The sequence below is a fragment of the Pseudomonas sp. J380 genome, from assembly GCF_009827115.1.
GTDB classification, from domain to species: Bacteria; Pseudomonadota; Gammaproteobacteria; order Pseudomonadales; family Pseudomonadaceae; genus Aquipseudomonas; species Aquipseudomonas paracarnis.
The window spans coordinates 1,571,789-1,591,465 of the sequence record NZ_CP043060.1 but is presented as its reverse complement, the minus strand read 5'-3'; the positions used below and the strand labels follow the sequence as shown (position 1 = coordinate 1,591,465).

At 60.5% G+C, this 19,677-nt stretch carries 14 protein-coding genes; 7 read left to right on the top strand and 7 right to left on the bottom strand.

Annotated features, from left to right (window positions below; genetic code table 11):
* Positions 1-123: 123 nt before the first annotated feature.
* Entirely contained in the window at positions 124-510 is a 387-nt protein-coding gene (locus FXO12_RS06985; RefSeq protein WP_034127298.1) for a DoxX family protein, read from the top strand.
* A gap of 150 nt (positions 511-660) precedes the next feature.
* Here the strand turns inward: FXO12_RS06985 and FXO12_RS06980 are convergent, their stop codons facing one another.
* From FXO12_RS06980 to FXO12_RS06965, 4 genes are all read right to left on the bottom strand, one after another.
* The gene (locus FXO12_RS06980; RefSeq protein ID WP_057977091.1) at positions 661-1,479 is read right to left on the bottom strand and encodes an alpha/beta fold hydrolase; all 819 of its coding nucleotides are present in this window, start codon (positions 1,477-1,479) and stop codon (positions 661-663) included.
* Positions 1,480-1,572: 93 nt separating this feature from the next.
* Positions 1,573-2,964, bottom strand: coding sequence for an alginate export family protein (locus tag FXO12_RS06975; protein WP_057977093.1), 1,392 nt, complete (start codon positions 2,962-2,964; stop codon positions 1,573-1,575).
* Positions 2,961-3,857, bottom strand: coding sequence for a VOC family protein (locus FXO12_RS06970; protein WP_057977095.1), 897 nt, complete (start codon positions 3,855-3,857; stop codon positions 2,961-2,963). The genes FXO12_RS06975 and FXO12_RS06970 overlap by 4 nt, the downstream gene beginning before the upstream one ends.
* A gap of 810 nt (positions 3,858-4,667) precedes the next feature.
* Positions 4,668-5,240, bottom strand: a complete 573-nt coding sequence (locus FXO12_RS06965) for a LuxR C-terminal-related transcriptional regulator (protein WP_003190613.1) — start codon at positions 5,238-5,240, stop codon at positions 4,668-4,670.
* A gap of 130 nt (positions 5,241-5,370) precedes the next feature.
* Here FXO12_RS06965 and FXO12_RS06960 point away from each other — a divergent pair, with 130 nt between their 5' ends.
* The 3 genes from FXO12_RS06960 to FXO12_RS06950 are packed head-to-tail and all read left to right on the top strand — an operon-like array spanning position 5,371 to position 9,435.
* Positions 5,371-6,549 (top strand): acetyl-CoA acetyltransferase, encoded by a 1,179-nt coding sequence (locus FXO12_RS06960; RefSeq protein ID WP_057977097.1) that lies wholly within the window; start codon positions 5,371-5,373, stop codon positions 6,547-6,549.
* 3 nt (positions 6,550-6,552) lie between these two features.
* Positions 6,553-8,082, top strand: coding sequence for a class I adenylate-forming enzyme family protein (locus FXO12_RS06955; RefSeq protein WP_054898544.1), 1,530 nt, complete (start codon positions 6,553-6,555; stop codon positions 8,080-8,082).
* Positions 8,083-8,115: 33 nt separating this feature from the next.
* Positions 8,116-9,435 (top strand): MFS transporter, encoded by a 1,320-nt coding sequence (locus FXO12_RS06950; RefSeq protein ID WP_034127304.1) that lies wholly within the window; start codon positions 8,116-8,118, stop codon positions 9,433-9,435.
* A 62-nt stretch (positions 9,436-9,497) separates the two neighbouring features.
* On the opposite strand, the gene FXO12_RS06945 is transcribed toward FXO12_RS06950, so the two are convergent.
* Positions 9,498-14,054: a DUF6543 domain-containing protein gene (locus FXO12_RS06945; protein ID WP_125919871.1), complete on the bottom strand. Its 4,557-nt coding sequence runs from the start codon at positions 14,052-14,054 to the stop codon at positions 9,498-9,500.
* Between the two features lie 216 nt (positions 14,055-14,270).
* On the opposite strand from FXO12_RS06945, the gene FXO12_RS06940 reads away from it, so the two are divergent.
* Genes FXO12_RS06940 through FXO12_RS06930 form a run of 3 tightly spaced genes read left to right on the top strand, consistent with a single transcriptional unit; the run spans position 14,271 to position 16,353 of the window.
* Positions 14,271-14,825, top strand: a complete 555-nt coding sequence (locus FXO12_RS06940) for a histidine phosphatase family protein (protein WP_034127306.1) — start codon at positions 14,271-14,273, stop codon at positions 14,823-14,825.
* A gap of 45 nt (positions 14,826-14,870) precedes the next feature.
* Positions 14,871-15,626, top strand: a complete 756-nt coding sequence (cobF, locus tag FXO12_RS06935) for a precorrin-6A synthase (deacetylating) (protein WP_054898541.1) — start codon at positions 14,871-14,873, stop codon at positions 15,624-15,626.
* Between the two features lie 10 nt (positions 15,627-15,636).
* Complete coding sequence (locus FXO12_RS06930; protein ID WP_057977101.1) at positions 15,637-16,353, top strand: alpha/beta hydrolase; 717 nt, start codon at positions 15,637-15,639, stop codon at positions 16,351-16,353.
* A 648-nt stretch (positions 16,354-17,001) separates the two neighbouring features.
* Here FXO12_RS06930 and FXO12_RS06925 read toward each other — a convergent pair.
* Both FXO12_RS06925 and FXO12_RS06920 read right to left on the bottom strand, forming a co-directional pair.
* A complete protein-coding gene (locus tag FXO12_RS06925) occupies positions 17,002-17,556 on the bottom strand; it encodes a hypothetical protein (RefSeq protein ID WP_054897036.1) in 555 nt (184 codons plus the stop codon).
* A gap of 72 nt (positions 17,557-17,628) precedes the next feature.
* Complete coding sequence (locus tag FXO12_RS06920; RefSeq protein ID WP_054918692.1) at positions 17,629-19,440, bottom strand: monovalent cation:proton antiporter-2 (CPA2) family protein; 1,812 nt, start codon at positions 19,438-19,440, stop codon at positions 17,629-17,631.
* Between the last annotated feature and the right edge of the window lie 237 nt (positions 19,441-19,677).

Below are 19,677 nucleotides of genomic sequence, written 5' to 3'. Positions count from 1 at the left end.
AGCAAGATCATGCCGGGTTCTTCGGGCAATGCAAACGCAGGCTTTCAGCACAAGCCTGCAAGTGCGTCGGCGTGGCTTCGGACACACTGGCTGCCGCTCATTTTTGACGGACACAGGTGGCGTATGAACGAAGCGAGAAATCAGGATATCGGGTTGTTGTTCCTGCGGGTCAGCGGGGCGTTGTTCCTGCTGTGGGTGCATGGGTTGCCCAAGTTGCTCCACTACAGCGAGCAATTGAAGCTGATCGAGGACCCGTTTCACCTGGGCGCCCATGTCACGTTGCTGCTGGCGATCTTTGCCGAGGTGCTGTGCCCGCTGCTGATCGTCGCGGGCGTGCTGGTGCGCCTGGCGTGCCTGCCGATCCTGGCGGTGCTGGTCATCGCGTTGCTGGTGGTGCACCCGGAGTGGACGTTGTTCGAAGGGCAGTTCGGCTGGCTGCTGTTGATCATCTTTACCAGCGTGCTGATCGCAGGGCCGGGGCGGCTGGTGCTGAGCCAGCGCTTTGCCTGAACAAAAAAGGCCTGGCTCGCCCGGCCTTCTGCCTTCTGTAGGAGCGAGCTTGCTCGCGAAAAACGCATAGGCGCCGCGTTCATTCAGCAAGCACGCGTTATCGTTGACGTTCTTCGCGAGCAAGCTCGCTCCTACAGGGGCATCAAGATGTCAACGGTTCAGGAATCCCAACAGGTCTTCATTGAGCTGTTGAGCGTGGGTCACGGCAAACCCGTGAGGCGCATCCTTGTACACCTTCAGTTGCGCGCCCTTGATCATTTCAGCAGCCACCTTGCCGGTGGTTTCGAACGGCACGATCTGGTCGCCGTCGCCATGGATCACCAGGGTCGGCACGTCGATTTTGGCCATGTCCGGGCGGAAGTCGGTTTGCGAGAACGCCGTGACGCAATCCACGGTGGATTTGAGCGACGCGAGCATGGCGATCTGCAGGGTTTGGCTGAGCACACCCTCCGAAACGTGCTGGCCTTTATTGAGACCGAAGAATGGCGTGTTGAAGTCGCTGATGAACTGCGCACGATCCTTCAACAGGCCGGCCTTGATGCCATCGAACACCTCGCCTGGCACGCCTTGGGGGTAGTCGGCTTGCTGACCGAAGATCGGCGTGACCGCGCCCAACAACACCAGGCCGGCGACACGGGCACTGCCGTGGCGGGCGATGTAGCGCGCCACGTCACCGCCACCCATGGAGAAGCCCACCAGGGTCACGTCCTGCAGGTCAAGGTGTTCGATCAACTGGGCGATATCGTCAGCGAAGGTGTCGTAGTCGTTACCGGTCCATGGCTGGTCCGAGCGGCCAAAACCACGACGGTCAAAGGCAATGGTGCGAAAGCCACAGCTGCTCAGGTATTCCATCTGGTATTCCCACATGTCCGCATCCAGCGGCCAGCCGTGGCTGAACAGCACGGGCTTACCGCTGCCCCAGTCCTTGAAGTAGATCTGGGTACCGTCTTTGGCAACGAATGTGCTCATCTGAAACTCCTTGCAGGGCTGAAAAAGGGCGGTGTAAAAACCGCCTCACTATTGCCGTAAACCTGAGCCCAGGCTTGTATGGGTGTGCTTGTCTCACCAACTGAACTTGAGCTCCATGCCCAGGTAATTGCTGTCGTGCCCACCGGCATCACGCAGCGTCTGGCCGACCGCGTAGTGCACCGCTTCGACCGCACCGCTGAGGTTGGGCGTAAAGGCGTAGTCGGTGCGCAGTTGGCCGTAGGCGCCGGTCCAGCGCTCGCCTTGGCCCGCCGTGCCAGCCACGGCCAGGTTGGGCTGGGTGTAGACGGCGTCTGCGGTGGTCTGCCGCCACAGCAGGCCGACGGCGGTTTGCAAGCTGAGCTTGGCGAGGGGCTTGACGGTGATCGACGGCTTGACGTGGATCAGGTTGCTGTAGCCGGTGTAGCCCGCCAGGGAAAAGTAATAGCCATTGGGGAACAGCGGGTTGAAGGTGCCGACCCGGCCGTCACCGGCCTGGCGGTCACCGGAAGCGATATCCAGTTGCAGGCCGATACGCGGCTTCCAGGCCAGCGTGTCAAAGGTGTAGCCGGTGCGGCTGCCACCGGCCCAGGCGCGAATCGTCTTGCTGCCCACCGAGCCGCGTTGCAGCATGGCTTCGACGTCCCAGTCGAAACCCTGGGCTGCGCCACCCAGGCGGGCGTCCAGCAACTGGCGCGTCTCTTCGCCGTCGGCGTCCAGGTAATGGGCGGCGCTGCGCTCGTACACGCCGTAATAGGCCGACAGCTCATTGGTGCCGCCCACCAGCCGCTCGACTCGTAGCATGTGGAAGCGCGCGTCGCTGTTGGACTTGTCGTCGAAATGCCGGCCATCCTGGTACTGCACCGGTTGGCTGGCGATCCCGATGAAGCGCCATTGCGGCGTTTCCCAGTCCGCCCACAACGCATCGAAGGACTGCCGCACATTCGGGCCGTCCCGTGACGAGATGAAACGCTGCAAGTCGAAGGCGAAATCCTGGCGGCCAGCCCGTGCCTTGAAGGTGCCAGCGCTGAAGGTCTTCACGTATTCGGCAAAGGCCAGGCGCAGGTCGACGCGGTTCTGGTCGGCACCGCCAATGGTGGTCTTGTCATAGGCCCGCACATCTTCCAACTGGGTGAACAGCCGCCAGTGTTCGTTCAGGTGCAAGTCGGCGTGCACCTGAAAGCGCTGGATCAGGTAGCGGTCACGCGGTACATCCCGCACGCCGAACCCGCTGGCGTCGTTCATCTCGAAGCGTTCACGCAAGGTGGCGCCCAACGACAAGTAGGTGAACGGGTTGGCGGCGGACAGTGGGATGTACTTGAGGTTGTCCAGCGGTTGTGTGCGCAATGCCGGGTCCTTGAGCACAGACCAGTCTTCCTGCCAGCGGTTGGCCTTGATCGCCGGGCGTACCAGCTGGTCGTCGGCCTGCACGCTGCCAGCAAGCAACGGCCACAGCACAGCCAGGCTCCAGCCTGCGTGACGAATCATTTTGCCGCGCTGAGTTGGTGGATTTCTGCGACATAACCGCCCGGGAACTCCACCAACGCACTGCGCCGACCTTTGCTGTCGAACGCCGGCACCAGCACTGTGGCGCCAGAGCCAGTGGCCTTGCCCAGGGTGGCGGCGAGGTCGTTGACCTGGTAACCGGTGGTGTCGTGGCCGAACGGGTAGGGCAGTTGGCCGTTGGTGACCATCACCGCCATGCGCCCGAACGGCGATTCGATCTCGACGCGGCGGTAGTGGCCGCCGGCCTGGCCGACATCAACCCCAGGGGCGTGCTTGTCGTCGCTCACTACCTTGCCGTGGGAGAAACCCAGGAATGCCTTGATAAACCGCTCGGCGCTGTCGTTGGACACATACACACGGTTTTCCGGCACGGTGTCGAAGGCGGCGTAATCCGGGGTCTTGGTGTGCCAGTAGAGCTGCATGTTCACACCGCCCGGCCATTGCACCACGGCATCACGGCCGATGGGGTCGGGGAAATCGCTGACGATTACGTCGGCGCCATTTTCACGCGCGGCCTTGAGGGCCACGTCCATGTCCTTGACCAGATAGCCGTTGCGTTCCTGGCCGAACGGGTGAGGCACGGGGGTGGTAAAGCCGAACAACGACACGGTGCCCGCCGGGGTCTGGAGCAATTGCGAGGTGGTGCTGCTCGGCACCGGCAGCACGTTGACCACGACCTGGGGCGTGCTTTTGCCGCCGAAGGTGGCGAGGAAACTCTGGGCAAAACGGTCCACATCGGCCGGTGCCACATACACATGGCTGGTGTCGTACTGCGGCGCCACGGCCACGTTCGGGGTGGCGGCAAACGCGTTGCTCATCATCGCACTTGCCAGCAGCGTCAATGCCAGCGATACCTTGGTTGCTGTGTTACCCATGCCCGTTCTCCAGCGCTTCTGAGGGTTCGAAAGCCGTGAGGTTAGGGGGGCAGGGCGGTGGGGAATTGTATGGACGTGCTCGGTTGAACGTTTCAGCTACGCGGCCCAGACAGCCGACGCCTGTCTACCTGACGCCCCTCAATCCAAATATGGAAGCTGGCTTGCCTGAGATGACGGCCTGCCAGCCGACGCTTCTCTAGCTGATACCCCACGATCAAACTGTGGGAGCTGGCTTGCCTGCGAAGGCGGCCTGAGAGCCGACCATAATCTTGGATCAGACCGTGTACATATCCATTATTTAGGTCATGGCTGCTTATGGTTCCGCTTTTACAGCGGCTCACTTTTGAAAAGCGCAAAAGTAAGCAAAACGCTCTTGCCCCACCACTCGGCACCTCGCTTAGGCTCGGTGTGCCCTCACTCCGGCTTGAATCCGTGGGCCGCCGTCATGGGCCATCCTTGGCCCAGGACGGCTAACCCGGCGTCCTGCCGGGTTACCCACGAATTCAAGCCTGCGTTCGGCCAGCGTGGTTTAACGGGGCGCCTGAGATCAAGATCAAAAGCAGATCAAGAGCGGCTCGCTTCGCATCGTAGTTACCGGTGGCTGCGGCGAACTGCACAGTTGTGTAGATACCTATGCTGCGATGACGACGTTTCAGTCACTGCATCTATTACTGCACGACCGCTTTCGCAGGCAAGCCAGCTCCCACATTTGATCTTCGTTGCGTTGGGCATTGCGTTCGCTTAACTGTGCGGCATTGGGGCTGCCCACACATTTGGATGGCGGGGCATCGGTTAAACAGCCGTTATCGGTCAGGCCACCATAATGATCTTCGACACCAACTCCACCACCGTCTTGGCCTGCAATTTCTTCATCAACCGCGCCCGGTGCACCTCAACGGTGCGGTGGGAGATCGCCAGGCGCAGGGCAATTTCTTTGGATTTGAACCCGTTGACGATGTGCATGGCGATTTCCCGCTCCCGGGGCGTGAGGTCGCCGGTGCCCTGGTGCATGCGGTCCAGGCGTTCGAAGTGCCAGATCATCAGCTTGAACGGGTCTTTGGGGGTGAGGGTGTAGCCGTGGGACTTGGCCCAGAACACTTCGCCATTGTGGTGCTGCATGAAGCGTTCATCGGAATAAAAGCCGTTGTCGCTGTCGAGCAGCCAATCATGGCTGCGCTTGCCGATGGCGTGGTAGTCGGCCTGGGACGGGTAGATCAGCAAGGTCAGCTGGTTGACCAGTGCGTCGCGCGTATAGCCGAACAGCTTCAGGAAAGCGTCGTTGCAGTCGAGAATCACGCGGTCGCTGGTGACGATCTGCGGGGCAGGGGACAGCTTGAACGCCAGGCGTTCGAGGTCGGGAAATTGCTGGGCTAGCGCGGTCATGGGGCATCCTGCCTCGTTGTTCAATGCCCTGGGGCGCTACTTACCCGTGTAAGTAGTTACACGAATTGGCGCACGATCAGGGGTGGGTCATTGTAAGTAAAGTCCGAATCAAGAACAGAAGAAATTGATTATGCCTGCTGATTGCGTCTCCATTGTTGCCGCTGGTCACTCCCGCTTTGGTCGCCTGGAAGGCACGACGCTGGAAGACCTGATCGTCCAGGTGACCCGCGAAGCCCTGAGCGACGCCGAGATTGACGCGTCGCAAATCGATGCGTTGTTCCTCGGCCATTTCAACTCGGGGCTGGTGCCCGACGGGTTTGCCGCCTCATTGCTATTGCAAGCCGACCCCGGGCTGCGCTTCAAACCGGCTACTCGCTGTGAAAACGCCTGTGCATCCGGCTCGGCGGCGATTCAGGCGGGGGTCAATGCGATCCTCTCCGGCAGCGCTGAGCTGGTGCTGGTGGTGGGCGCCGAGAAGATGACCCACACCAGCACTGCCGCGGTCACCCAAGCCTTGGCCGGGGCCGGCTACCAGAACGACCCGGCCGAAGCCGGCCTGAGTTTCCCCCAGTTGTTCGGCCGCGCCGCCCGCCAATACGCCGAGCGTTACCACTGCCCGCTGGGCTCGATGGCGGCCATCGCTACCAAAAACCACTCCAATGCCATGGCCAACCCGCTGGCGCAGATGCATCGGGAGATGAATTTCGAACACTGCAACAACGTGTCCCAAAGCAACCCGTTCGTGGCTGACTCCCTGCGCCTGACCGATTGCTCACTGATCAGCGATGGCGCAGCCGCGATCATCCTCGCCTCGCCCAAACGTGCGCGGGCGTTCCGTCGCGAGGTGCAAATCCGGGCGATGACCCAGGTCAACGACACCTTGCCCATCGCCCAGCGTGACATCCTCGCCTTTGAGGGCCCGCAACGCGCGATCCATGCAGCGCTGCGCGGGGCGAATGTGACCTTGGCTGACCTGAGCTTCGCCGAAGTGCACGACTGCTTCACCATTGCCGAGTTGCTGATCTATGAAGCCATGGGCCTGGCGCCCAAGGGCGAAGGCCATCGCGTGCTCGACAGCGGGGTGGTGCGCTCCGGCGGGCGCTTGCCGGTGAACCTTTCCGGCGGGCTCAAGGCCAAGGGACATCCCGTCGGCGCCACGGGGGTGTCCATGCATGCCTTGGCGTTCCGGCAATTGACCGGCGAGCCGATTGGCCTGGCGGTGCCCAACCCGGAGTTCGGCCTGGTGTTCAACATGGGCGGCATGGCGGTGGCCAACTACGCCTCGGTCCTGCAGGCACGCCGGAGCTGAGTCATGAACATTGCCAACTGGCTGCACGACACCCAGCGTCGGGCCCCGCAACGCCCGGCATTGTTCGACGGCAGCGTGCAAGTGGCCGACTACGCCACCTTCGCCGCCCACGTGCGCCAACGCGCCGCGCACCTGGTGGAGCAGCATGGCCTGGTGCCGGGAGACGCGGTGGCGCTGCTGATGAAAAACAGCTGCGACTACCTGGAACTGCTCTACGCCATCTGGTGGATGGGCGGGGTGGCGGTGCCGATCAACGCCAAGCTGCACCCCAGCGAAGCGGCGTGGATTGCCGATAATGCCGAGGCGCGGTTGATCTTTACCGACGGCGGCCAGGTGTTTTCATCGCGGGATTTGCCCGCGCATTGCACGGAATTGGACGGCCACCCGCTGCCGCCCAGCCATGGTTGGCCCAGCCTGGAACAGCCGGTGCCCCGCCAGGATCACGACCTCGCCTGGCTGTTCTATACCTCTGGCACCACCGGGCGCTCCAAGGGCGTGATGCTGTCCCACGGCAACCTGATCGCCATGTCGCTGTGCTACGCCACGGATGTCGATCAAGTGAGCGCCGACGATGCGGCGCTGTATGCCGCGCCCATGTCCCACGGCGCCGGCCTGTACAACTTCATCCATGTGCGCTGCGGCGCCCGCCATGTGGTGCCGGCCTCCCATGGCTTCGATGCCGCCGAGCTGTTCGGGCTGGCCGAGCACATGGGCCAGGTGTCGCTGTTTGCTGCGCCGACCATGGTCAAGCGCATGGTCGAACAGGCCCGGCGCCAGGATTATCACGGCGCCGGCATCAAGACCATCGTCTACGGCGGCGGCCCTATGTACCTCGCCGACCTGCGTGAAGCAGTCGACACCTTCGGCCCGCGGCTGGTGCAGATCTACGGCCAGGGCGAGAGCCCGATGACCATCAGCGTCTTGCCCCGCGCCTTGATCGCCGAGCGCCAGCGCCCCGACTGGGCCACCCTGGCCGCCTCGGTGGGCCACGCGCAAGCCTGTGTCGAGATCCGCATTCTCGATGCCGAGCACCAGCCACTGCCCACCGGCGAGCGCGGTGAAATCGCGGTGCGTGGCGCCACGGTGATGCAGGGCTACTGGCGCAACCCGCAGGCCACGCGCCAGACGCTGGTGGACGGTTGGCTGCTGACCGGCGACATCGGCTACCTCGACCCGGCCGGCTACCTGACCCTGACGGATCGCTCCAAGGACGTGATCATCAGTGGCGGCAGCAACGTGTACCCCCGTGAAGTCGAGGAAGTGCTGGCCCAGCATCCCGAGGTGTTCGAAGTGTGCGTGGTGGGCGAGCCCGACGCGCAATGGGGTGAGTCGGTGGTGGCCTTCGTGGTGACCCGCAGCGGCCAGCCGCTGGACGAAGGCGAGCTGACGACGTGGTTCCTGGCGCGCATGGCCTCGTTCAAAAAGCCGAAAAAATATGTGTGGCGCAGCGATTTGCCGAAGAACAGCTACGGCAAGATTCTCAAGACCGACTTGCGGCATTGGCTGCAAACCGCGAGTATCGCCGCGCTTTAACATGGATCGATAATCAGACAAGGAGTCCCCACGATGGGCAATCCCGCACAAGACACCGTCCGCAAGCGCCGCCGTGCGTTTCTGGGCGCCACCTCCGGCCACTTGATCGAGTGGTACGACTACGGCGTCTATGGCTTTCTCGCGGTCTATATCGGCCAGGCGTTCTTCGTCTCCGATGACCCCACCACCAGCCTGTTGGCCAGCTTTGCTGCGTTTGCGCTGAGCTTTTTTATCCGCCCTTTGGGTGGGCTGTTCTTCGGCCCGCTGGCAGACAAGATCGGCCGGCGCAAAACCCTGATCATGGCGCTGGTGATGATGACCGGCTCCACGGTGATGCTGGGCCTGTTGCCGACCTACGCCAGCCTGGGCATCGCCGCACCGATCCTGTTGATCCTGGTGCGCTGCGTGCAGGGCTTCTCGGCGGGCGGCGAAATCGGTACCGTCACCAGCTTCATCTCTGAATACGCCGGCCCCGGTCGCCGTGGCTTTGCCACCTGTTGGCTGATGGTTACCGCCGTGCTCGGCCTGCTGCTCGGTGGCGCCGTGGCCAACGGCATGACCTGGGTGCTGGGCGCCGAGGTCATGCAGGAATGGGCCTGGCGCGTACCGTTCCTGATCGCCGCGCCCCTGGGCTTTATTTCCATGTACATTCGCCTCAAGCTCGAAGACAGCCCCGAGTTCCTCGCCCTGCAACGCGCCGGGCAAACTTCGCGGGCGCCGCTGCGTGAGGTCTGGCAGTGGAAGCGGGCGATTGCCCTGGTGTTCTTTATCATCACCTTGCACAGCTCGATCTTTTACCTGGTGCTGACCTTCGCCTCGACCTACATGGCCAAGATCCTCAAGTTCGACAGCGGCACCACCTTGCTCTATGTGTTCGTCGCCAGCTTCTCGGCGGCTTTCGTGATGCCGTTTGGCGGGGCCTTTACCGATAAATACGGGCGCAAGCCGTTCCTGATGGTGATCGGCACGCTGGCGACCCTGGCGATGTTCTGGCTGTTCAAATCCGCCCCGACCGCCACCCCGGCGACCTTCTTCGCGCCGTTGATGGCGGTGGCGATTCTGTTCGGGCTGTACGCGTCGTCAACCTATGCGTTGATGAGTGAGCTGTTGCCGACGCGGATTCGCTCCACTGGGATTGCCGTGGCGTATAACGTGCCCGTCGCGGTGTTTGGCGGCAGTGCGCCGTTGATTTCCACTTGGTTGATCAAGGTGACAGGCGACATTACTTCGCCGTGGTATTTCTATGTAGCGACCGGGGTGGTGTCGTTGGTAGCGCTGGTGCTGTTGCGCAAGGAGGACTTCGTGGTCGGTGCCACGCCTAGGGTGGCGTCTGCGAAAACGGCGCTGGCCTGACGCCGTGTTTGCATCTTGGTAATCAAACGGCAGGGTTGTGTTGGCAAACCTGCCGCAACAGGCTACCGGGTTGAATTGGCTGGCAACACGTGGGCCGCGTGCAGGGCAGGGTAGGAGTAATGTGGCCGGTAATCGACAAGTTCTTGAACCATCTCAGGCTCTTTCTGGGTGCCAATATTGAATCGCAGCAGCGTTCCTGATGTCTTTTCCACCGTATTAAGGTGGTTGTTCTTGGCAAAATCCAACCTCACTTTCGAATCAGCGAGTAACTTTATGTCGCGTGGAGAAAGCGTGGGGTATTTCGCTTTGAATTCCCGATAGTACGTTTTGAACAGGCCTATTGGGTCTTTGCCCAAAAAATAATCCATGTGCACAGGACCTGCGAATGACTTGGTGGGTATGTTGGTCAGGTTGGAGATTTCATCACCCAGCGAGTTCGGGCCGTTTGCGCCGGAATAGCAGACGCGAAGCACAATGTTTTTATATTTGCTGAAGTCAATTTTTTCCGCACGAAGTTTATTGACGATGTCTTGCGCCGAATAGAACTTGCCGTTTGCGCCTACGACTTTCGCGGGCTCTCCGGTGGCCGGTTCAGTCCCATGTCCGAATATATTGAGCCGTGGGGCGCCTTTGTAAATATCCTCGAAGGTTTGTATGTCGCCATCGATGGCCTTGAAACCCCTCCATGGACCGCCCAACCGAATCACTTCACGTAATGCTGACTCAGGCGAAGGCGCCGCCGGTAAATCACCTACGCGTTTTTCCTGCGGTACCGTATGAATGGCCGCGACTCCAGTACGTGCGGAGGTTTGAGTGGGGTGTGCTCTTGCGAGGTGAAGCATTAACATCGCTATGTTGATGAATAAATCTGTTGCGGCTGCTTCTTTGTTTCCTTCCCTGCTCCCGGCAAGCGTCTTGATATCACTTATGATGCTGTCTGCCTGAAACGGCATACCGATTAAAAAGGCACTCTCTGGCATGAACAGAAATGCCGTATTGAGTAATAGGCCTGCCCCTTCTTTAATCCTTTCCCAGCGACTTTCCCCGTTGGATACGGCTTGGTGTTTGGCCAGCGATGTCAGCGCCCTTGAATTTGCTTCATACAAGTAGCTCATCAGTTGCCCGGTTTGCAGCTCGGACGACAGGTCGTGAGTCGCCAGTGTGGGCGGCGCAGGCGTGAACACGGGCGTATATGTCGGCATATGCGGTTCGCGAAAGCCATCGTGCCTGTAGACGGCGCGGGTTGTCTCATCAGGCAGCCAGGCAAGAATGTCTTTTTGTAGCTCCTTCTGTGTCTGGACAGACTCCATTAGCGCCTGGCGCGAAGGAAACTGCAGCAGAGGGGCGCTGGAATTCAACGGGCGATAAAGAATGTGCGGGCCGACTGTGGTGTCTTTGGGTTCGATCAGGAACATGTTTTCGACCACATCGGGCACCGCGCCGGGCAGGCGCATGAGCGCCAACGGGCGCACGGTGATTTCGTTGCCATTGACGAACTTCTTCCCTGGCGTTGGATCCAGTATTGCCTGGAGGTAACGAAAACCCATGGCGTTATCGAAGCCAGCCTCGCCTTTGGCCGTCAGTTCCAGGGCCCTCATTTTCAGTTCAATCGGGACTTGCTCGGCGAACAGCGCTTGGCGCCTGGTTTTTTTTTCAGGATCGTCGAGCAGCTCGCGCCTGACTAATTCGGGGTAGTTCTTGCCGGCATCGATTTGCTGAATCAGCTTACCCAGTTCGCCCTCTTTTCCGAGCTTGGCTAGATGAATGCCCGTCGGTTTGTGACGCACCTCCACCCGACCTTTTGGTAATCCTGAAAGGTTGCGTACAAAGGTTTCGGTGAAGGGCAGGGTGGTGGTTTGGGTTGATCCGAATCCGCTGGCCGGGGCGCCATAGGGAGTGTGAAAGATGACTTCCAGATCCTTGATGTCATAGTGAAAGGGTGGAGGGTTGAGGGCTTTGATCTGTTCCTGGATATAAGTGCTAATGTCCGGAATATCACTGCCAAAGCTCTTGCCCTTGTGCCGGCGCTCGAAGCCCGCCATCTCCAGAAGCAGGTCATGGTAAATAAAGCGATTGGCATCCGAGGCGGTTTTCGACCATTCGGGACGCTTGAGCCCGGACTCTTGGGATGGTCGCGCCACGATCAGCGCGGGATCAGTGTCGGCGTTGGCGTCCCCGTTGTTAATCATGACGTTCGCTTGCAGGTAGAACGCATCAGCGTCGAAGGCTTTCAGGCTGGGCTTGTTGGTGCGGGTCGGTGGTTGCGCCTCGGGGTTTTGCTGTTCCCAGGCCTGCTGGGCAGCATCCAGGGAAGCATAAGGGGTAACCTTTCCGCTGGGTTCGCACATCAGCACTGCGAGGGTGCGATCCCCAGCCTTGCGTTCGATGAACAGGTTAGGGGTTTGAACGTTCGGGCTGTCTGGGTTGGCCGGGTCAGTGCGGACCATGAAGTGAATGGTTGTCTTGGAGTTGTCTGTGGGGTTGAGGTACCCGTGGGGAAACCTTGCTACCGTATCCAGTGTTTCGCGCTGTATGTCATTGAGACCTGGAGATTTTAAACTGGCCAGGCGCAGGTTGCTGTGCAGCAGTTGGCCGAGCATTGACCGCCGACTACCCGCGTAAATCGGGGTGACACTGAGCGCTGTGTCGGCACTCAGCCCAGGGGCCGGCTCATTGAACGGCGGCTCATTCCAATACGTGATCTTTGCCGCTCGAAGCGTTTCGTTCAGCTTGCCGGGCAACTCGCTCATAGCCTTCTGTAGCGCTGACCTATCGATAGGAAGTGCAGTACCCGCAGGTTTGCCGGTACGGGCGATCACGTCCTCGCGCGTATCGACGAATTTGCCAGCGCTGTCGAAAACCGGCGCGGCGCCTCCAGCGACATGGCTGATGATCATTTCCATCAGCGGTGTTTCAATGTGCTCACCTGGATTGTCCGGATCGGGAACGGCGAACGCCAACTGCTCCACGTCGAGGTTCAATGACGCATCGATGGCGTCCTTGAGTAATCCCGATACGACCGATTGCAACCCGGGCTTTGCGTTAAACAGACGGTGGGCGATGTCGCTCACGGGGCTGGCGACGGGCGGCTTGGCGGTGGTTACCGGCGCAGGCGCTTGAACGACAGTAGGTGTTGGAGGGGTTGTGATGCCTGCAAGTGTTTGTAGGGCTGCCTGCTGCAGTTCGCGAATCCCACGCGAGGTGTCAGCAGAAGGGTTGTTTTTTTTCAAGGAGGGGAAGCCATCGCGGATGAGCCCTGCGACTTGTTCGAGCCACTTCTGCTCTGAGCCGGTTTCCCGAGTCACGCCGTAAAAGTCCAGCATCATAGAGAGATCCAGCGCTTGCTGGGTACGAACGGGCCCCTCGTAGACCGAGCCGCTTCTCCCATATTTGCGGGCCGCGCTTGAAATGTCGGGTTCGAGGGCCGCCCATTGGGGGCAAGTCGACGTGCGCAAAACAATCGATTTACGGCTGCCATCAGGGTTTCGTACGTAGCCTTCCAACTGGCCTGTCGGCAAGTGGATAAACAAGGATGACACCTCGAGATTATGTTCTTTCGCAAACGCCAGGAAAGCGGGGCTGGAGAAGCATTTGCCGAACGCCTCGCGTGTGTGTGCGTAGGTTGAGTCGTCAGGCACATTCAAGAAGGGGAGAAAGGTTAGCGACTGATCATCGATGCGCCTTTGATATCCGATCCTCGTGAGGATTCTGGCACACTCCCGTGCCACTTCCCGATCAGCCGCCTCGACGCGTTCGGCGGGCGTCGGTGTGCGACTGGAGTCGGCAAGTGTACCGCTGCGTTCAAAGGTGGCTTGGGTGATCGTCTCCTTCGCGCTGCGTTGTGCTTGCCTGGCGCGCAAGGTCTGTTGCGAGATGTCCAATGGCAGGGGGCCGTTGGGGATGACCAGAGAGGGGAATGTGTCGGCTTGCTGGAGTGCCGCGATCACGGCCCGCGGATCGCGCGTAAGCTCGGTTCTAGCGATAGCGTAGAAGTCTCCGACCAGGTAACTGGGAGGCGTGTGTTCGCCGGTGTAGCGGAACCAGGTCGTCGACGGGGCGCCCAGCTCTCTGGCCTCTGCGGCGACGTCCGCCGATGCCTGTGACCAGCCAGGGGTGAACTCCGTGAAGCTGTTGGGGGAGTCATTGATCATGCACGTCATGGTTCCCTCTTGAGGGTTCCAGCTGAAATTGGACAGGTCGATGTGATGGGCTTTGGCAAAGGTTGCAAACGGCTCTGCCCTGAGCGCCTGGTTAAAACGTGCCCACGCTTGGCCGAAGCTGGAAAAAGGCGGAACCTGGGTGAGGGTCGGGGCGGTGAGTGACTGTCTGTTGGTTGTGAGCTCCTCAGCGACCTGGCCCATCAATGCCGCGCTGAGCTGCTGTGCCAGCTCGGCATCACTCTTTTCCACCAACGTGCTGACGTGTCCTTGAGTGAGCAGAAATTGAGGCGAACTTGGTGCGCGTCTTGAAACGGGCTCGGATCGACCAGGATTTTCCGGCTGCTGAGCGATGTCATACTTCAGCCTTTCATCCGGGTTGACCGGCCACGCAAAGGTGCCTGTTGGCGTTTGTTGCGAAGATGAGGGTGGAACATGGTTCGTGGCTGCCGGGATCGTCATGGAAGTCTCCGTCTATCGTTATGAAAAGCGCGCCTTCTGTGGCGAATTTTCGTGGCTTTTCTGTACGAAGGTGTTCCGTATCCACTTAATACGAAGGGTTACAGCCGCTGATGCGGGGAGCCGTCATGTGTCACAGTCCTTTGCCTGTTCGTTGTGACAGGTTGAAATACGGCGCCGTTTTCCCTCCACCGCGTCCCTGAACAGAGTGAGGTGCCTATGCAAGCAACCCGATTGACTCTCGTATGTCATGCCGTGACCCCCATGCAAAAGCAGGGGCGGTTTCCCGATGACGAGTCGTTACTGATGGATTGGCAGAATGCGCGGCTGTCACTGACGGATCGGTTCCGCAAAAGTGTGCGCCTGATATGCGGGCCCGAAGCGCGGACTCGCCAGACGGCAACGCTGTTCGGTGACCACGCCGTGGTTGAGCCCGCGTTACGCGATGGCGATTTTGGCCATTGGAAGGGGCAGGACACTGCCCAGCTTGATCGCGATGAATTGATGACTTGGCTCACCGACAGCGCCAGCGCCCCCCATGGCGGCGAGTCGGTGGACCACATTTGCGCGCGCGTGGGCGAATGGATGAGGTCACTGGAGTGCCAACCCGGCCATGTGGTGGCCGTTACACATCCCTTGGTCATCCGCGCTGCAATGCTGTACGTCATGCAATTTCCAGTATCGATGTTCTACCTGATCGATGTCGAACCGCTGTCGCGCACCGAGCTGCGTTTCAACGCGGTCTGGCGCCTGCGCCTGGAAACTCACGCCTGATGCGTTGATCATGGCAAAATCCACGCCCCGCACTGAGAGCAACCCATGAAACGCATCCTGATCATCGGCATTGGCGCCGGCAACCCCGACTACATCACGATGCAGGCCGTGAAGGCGCTGAACCGTACCGACGTGTTCTTCCTGATGGACAAGGGCCAGAGCAAGGACAAGCTGATCGACCTGCGCCGGGAAATCTGCGACACCTATATCACCGAGCCCGGCTACCGTTTTGTCGAGGCCGACTGCCCGGAGCGTGTGCGCGGTGAAATCGACTACACCACCGCTGTGCAGGACCTCAACCGCGATAAGCAGCAGACCTTCGAACGCATGATCAACGAAGAAATGGCTGACGGTGAGGTGGGGGCGTTCCTGGCCTGGGGCGACCCGGCGCTGTACGACAGCACCATCCGCATCTTGCAGGCGATTCTTGCCAGTGGTCGCTGTGTCTTCGAGTTTGAAGTGATCCCCGGCATCACCAGCGTGCAAGCCCTGGCGGCGCAGCACAAGGTGGCGCTCAACCGTATTGGCAAGTCCATCGAAATCACCACTGGGCGCCGGTTGGCGGCGGGGCAGGCGAGTGATGCCGATACCCTGGTGGTCATGCTCGACGCCGAAGATTCCTACCGCAGTGTGGCGGATCAGGACCTGGATATTTACTGGGGCGCCTACCTGGGCACCCCGGACGAGATCCTGATCAGCGGTAAAGTGGCGCATGTGGCAGAAGAGATCGAACGGGTACGCAAGGCGGCGCGCCTGGAAAACGGCTGGATCATGGACACCTATTTGTTGCGCAAACCCTGAGGTAAACCCGATGCTCAAACAACTTGCCCTCGCCTTGGCCCTGGTGGCCGGCGCCGCTCATGCCGACTCCGGCTTGCACACCGACTTACCTTTGTCCTACCTGGAACAGACCCAGGGTGATGCGCGCAACCAGCCGCTGGTGATCTTCCTGCATGGGTTTGGCAGCAACGAGGAAGATCTGTTTGGTATCAAGGACGCGTTGCCGTCCACCTGGACCTACCTGTCGGTGCGCGCGCCGCTGCCGGTGGAGCCGCAAGGTTATCGTTGGTTCACCAAGACCGATGAGCCTGAGTACAACGGCGAGACTGATGAACTGTTCAGCAGCGCCCGGCTGATCAAGGACTTTGTGCTCAAGGCTACCGCCAAGTACCACACCCAAAGTGATCGGGTGTTCCTGGTGGGGTTCAGCCAGGGCGCGATCATGTCTTACGAGGTGGCCTTGCGTGAACCCGAGTTGGTACGCGGTATCGCTGCGCTCAGTGGCAGCGTGCTACCGGTGCTCAGGTCTGCGCTCAAACCTGATGCGTCCATGGGCAAGCTGGCGATCTTTATCGGCCATGGCACCTTGGACCAGGCGCTGCCCTTTAGCTCGGCCACGCAGGCGAACAAGGTGCTGACGGGGTTGGGGCTCAAGCCGGAGTTTCATGAATACGCGGGGATGAATCACACCATCAGCGAAGCGGAAGTGCAGGACTTGAAAGCCTGGCTAGAGAAAAGCCTGAAGTGAAAATGCGGTTAAAAATGTGGGAGCTGGCTTGCCTGCGATAGCCATAGGTATCTACACAACTTCGGCACGACGCTAAATCTGTGGCGAGGGAGCTTGCTCCCGTGACGGCCTGGCAGCCGACACAGATATAACTGATGCCCCGCGATCCAATGTGGGAGCTGGCTTGCCTGCGAAGACGGCCTGGCAGTCAACACAGTTGGACCGTGTACATATCCATTCCTGCGGTAACGGCCACTTAGGGTTCCGCCCTTACGGCGGCTCACTTTGCAAAAGCGGCAAAGTAAGCAAAACGCTCTTGCCCCACCACTCGGCACCTCGCCTAGGCTCGGTGTGCCCGTAATCCGCCAGTGATCTGGGGGGGCCGCCGCCACGCGCCATCCATGGCGCGGGGCGGCTAAACCGGCATCCCTGCCGGTTTACCCCCCAAATCCCTGTCGAATTCCGGCCAGCGTGGTTTAACGGGGCGCCTAAGATCAAAAGCAGATCAAGAGCGGCTCGCTTCGCATCGTGGTTACCGCTGAGCTTACAGAGTTATGTAGATACCTATGCTGCGATAGCGGTGGCTCAGTAAAAGATTCAGTGACTGACACACCGCCATCGTAGGCAAGCCCGCTCCCACATGGGTTTTGTGTTGGCTGGAAGAGGGGGCTACTTGCCGCCCGTAATCTGCTTCACCAACGCCGCATGCCCCTTCACATCATCAGCCCGGGAAATCGCCTGGATCACCAGCAAATGGTTGCCCGAACCACCCAGGAACGTGGAGTTCAAGGTCTTGCCTCCGCCTTGGGTAGCGCTGCTGTCCACCTGGCGCAGGCCCAGGCCCTTGTAGGTGAGTTTCTTCTCCCCCAGTTTCTTGAAGTCGGGCATGGCGGCGCTCTGGTCTTTGACGAAATCAGCCACGGCGCCGTCGAGGAACTTCGGGTCGTTATCCTGGATAGTTGCTCCATCGTTGCGCACGGTTTCGGCGACGATCACCACACTTTTCGTCGTTGAGTTAGCGTACAGGGTGCCTTGGGTGTCAGCGGTGCCGTCTTGCGCCGTGCCGGAGGGCAGGGTGTCGGCGCTGTAGGCTTTGGGCAGTTTGAAGGTGAACTTGCCACCCAAGGTGGAGATTGTCTGTGTGGCGGGCTTGGTGGCAGCGAACACGCTGCCGGCGGTAAGCGCTAGGGCGAGCAGCATTGCGGTTTTGGTGAACGTGGCCATGAAGCACTCCGGGGTTGAACGAAATTGCGGCGTATTCTGTCAGAAAATTCGCAATTTCGTTCATCCAGCCCATCACAGCTTGTCGGAGGATTCCTCGTCAAGCCTGTCCATTTCAAACAAGCGCGCCAGTTCCGCACGGGCTTCCTGGGCAGTTTGCATGACCTTGGCCGCGTCGTCGTATACCGCGTGTTGGGCGGCAAGTACCTGCTGGTCGTGGGTTTTGAAGCGGTTGATGCGCGCATCGGCCTGGGCCTGGCTCAAACCGAGGCCGACCAGGGTACGGCGGCTCATTTCCAGGCTGGAGTAGAAGGTTTCGCGCACCGGTGAAGCGTCCAGGTCCACCAGGCGGTGTACGTGCTGGCGGTTACGCGCACGGGCGATGATCTTCATGTGCGGGTAGAGGTTGCGCACCAGCTCGGCGGTCTTGATGTTGATCTCCGGATCGTCCATGGCGATCACGAAGAATTCCGCTTGATCGACTTTGGCAGCGTGGAGGATTTCCGGGCGTTGGGGGTCGCCGTAGAACACCGGCATGCCGCCGAAACTGCGGGTCAGCTCGATGGTTTCCACCGAGGTGTCGAGGGCGATGAACGAGATGTTCTGCGCGCGCAGGATTCGCGCCACGATCTGGCCCATCCGGCCCATGCCGGCGATGACCACGCGAGGCGCATCGCTTTCGATGGCGCGGTATTCCTCGGGCACTTCCACCGGCTTGGCCTTGGGTTTGAACAGCTTCGGGCACACCAGCAACAGCAGCGGAGTCACGGCCATGGACAGGGTGATGGTCAGCACCAGCACGTCGTACAGCTGCGGTTCGAACAGGCCCTGGTCGCGGCCGATTTTGAACACCACAAAGGCGAACTCACCCCCCGCCGCCAGTACCACGCCCAGGCGCAGGGCACTTTCGCGATTGAGGTCGCCCACCATCCGCCCGACGGCGTACAGCAGCGGCAGCTTCAAGCCGATCAGCAGCAGGGTCAGGCCGATCACCACCAGCGGCGTGCTGAGCAGCAAACTGAGGTTGGCGCCCATGCCCACGCTAATGAAAAACAGCCCCAGCAGCAGGCCCTTGAACGGCTCGATCTGGGATTCCAGTTCGTGGCGGTATTCCGAATCCGCCAGCAGCAGGCCGGCGAGGAAGGCCCCCAGGGCCATGGACACGCCCACCAACTCCATCAGCCAGGCGGTGCCGATCACCACCAGCAGCGCGGTGGCGGTGGACACTTCGCGCAGGCCGGTCTTGGCCACAATGCGAAACACCGGGCGCAACAGGTAGCGCCCGCCGATGATCACCACTGCGATGCTGCCGAGGATCTGCAACACATGTTGCAGGCCCTGGGCTTCGGTGGTCGGATGATCGCTGCCGGCCAGCAACGGCACCATGGCGATCAGCGGGATGGCGGCGATGTCCTGGAACAACAGGATGGCAAAGGCCAGACGCCCGTGGGGTTGGTTGAGCTCCTTGCGTTCGGCCAGGCTTTGCAGGCCAAACGCCGTAGACGACAGCGCCAGGCCCAGGCCCAGCACGACGGCGCTGTTCCACGACTGGCCAAACAGCCATAGCGCGACCGCGCCCATCACCACACCGGTGAGCAGGACCTGGGCCAGACCGACGCCGAACACCGCCTTGCGCATCACCCACAAGCGTTTGGGCGACAGCTCCAGGCCGATGATGAACAGCAACAGCACCACGCCCAGTTCAGAGAACTGCGCCACGCTTTGCGGGTTGCCGATCAGGCCGAGAACCGACGGGCCGATGATCACACCGGCAAACAGATAGCCCAGCACCGCGCCCAATTGCAGGCGCTTGGCCAGGGGCACGGCCAGCACGGCGGCGAACAGGAACACCACGGCTGCTTGTAACAGGTTGCCTTCATGGGGCATTACGAACTCCAGCATTTGCATCGATCAACGGTAGGAGCGAGCTTGCTCGCGAATAACGCAAGGGCACCGCGTTGTGTCTGGCTTGTCGCGTCATCGTTGATGATTTTCGCAAGCAAGCTCGCTCCTGCGGTGGGGAGGATAGGGCGCTATTAGAGCGCTTTTTCACATTTTGAAACTTGTATTTTTGTCGCGACAGTCAATGGATGTTGGCTCTCATCCCATTCTTACGCCGATTTT

What these genes read in the sequence shown, in the direction of transcription:
- FXO12_RS06985 (WP_034127298.1), top strand. Translation starts at nt 124, where the DNA reads ATGAACGAAGCGAGAAATCAGGATATCGGGTTGTTGTTCCTGCGGGTC.
- FXO12_RS06980 (WP_057977091.1), bottom strand. Translation starts at nt 1,479, where the DNA reads ATGAGCACATTCGTTGCCAAAGACGGTACCCAGATCTACTTCAAGGAC.
- FXO12_RS06975 (WP_057977093.1), bottom strand. Translation starts at nt 2,964, where the DNA reads ATGATTCGTCACGCAGGCTGGAGCCTGGCTGTGCTGTGGCCGTTGCTT.
- FXO12_RS06970 (WP_057977095.1), bottom strand. Translation starts at nt 3,857, where the DNA reads ATGGGTAACACAGCAACCAAGGTATCGCTGGCATTGACGCTGCTGGCA.
- FXO12_RS06965 (WP_003190613.1), bottom strand. Translation starts at nt 5,240, where the DNA reads ATGACCGCGCTAGCCCAGCAATTTCCCGACCTCGAACGCCTGGCGTTC.
- FXO12_RS06960 (WP_057977097.1), top strand. Translation starts at nt 5,371, where the DNA reads ATGCCTGCTGATTGCGTCTCCATTGTTGCCGCTGGTCACTCCCGCTTT.
- FXO12_RS06955 (WP_054898544.1), top strand. Translation starts at nt 6,553, where the DNA reads ATGAACATTGCCAACTGGCTGCACGACACCCAGCGTCGGGCCCCGCAA.
- FXO12_RS06950 (WP_034127304.1), top strand. Translation starts at nt 8,116, where the DNA reads ATGGGCAATCCCGCACAAGACACCGTCCGCAAGCGCCGCCGTGCGTTT.
- FXO12_RS06945 (WP_125919871.1), bottom strand. Translation starts at nt 14,054, where the DNA reads ATGACGATCCCGGCAGCCACGAACCATGTTCCACCCTCATCTTCGCAA.
- FXO12_RS06940 (WP_034127306.1), top strand. Translation starts at nt 14,271, where the DNA reads ATGCAAGCAACCCGATTGACTCTCGTATGTCATGCCGTGACCCCCATG.
- cobF (WP_054898541.1), top strand. Translation starts at nt 14,871, where the DNA reads ATGAAACGCATCCTGATCATCGGCATTGGCGCCGGCAACCCCGACTAC.
- FXO12_RS06930 (WP_057977101.1), top strand. Translation starts at nt 15,637, where the DNA reads ATGCTCAAACAACTTGCCCTCGCCTTGGCCCTGGTGGCCGGCGCCGCT.
- FXO12_RS06925 (WP_054897036.1), bottom strand. Translation starts at nt 17,556, where the DNA reads ATGGCCACGTTCACCAAAACCGCAATGCTGCTCGCCCTAGCGCTTACC.
- FXO12_RS06920 (WP_054918692.1), bottom strand. Translation starts at nt 19,440, where the DNA reads ATGCCCCATGAAGGCAACCTGTTACAAGCAGCCGTGGTGTTCCTGTTC.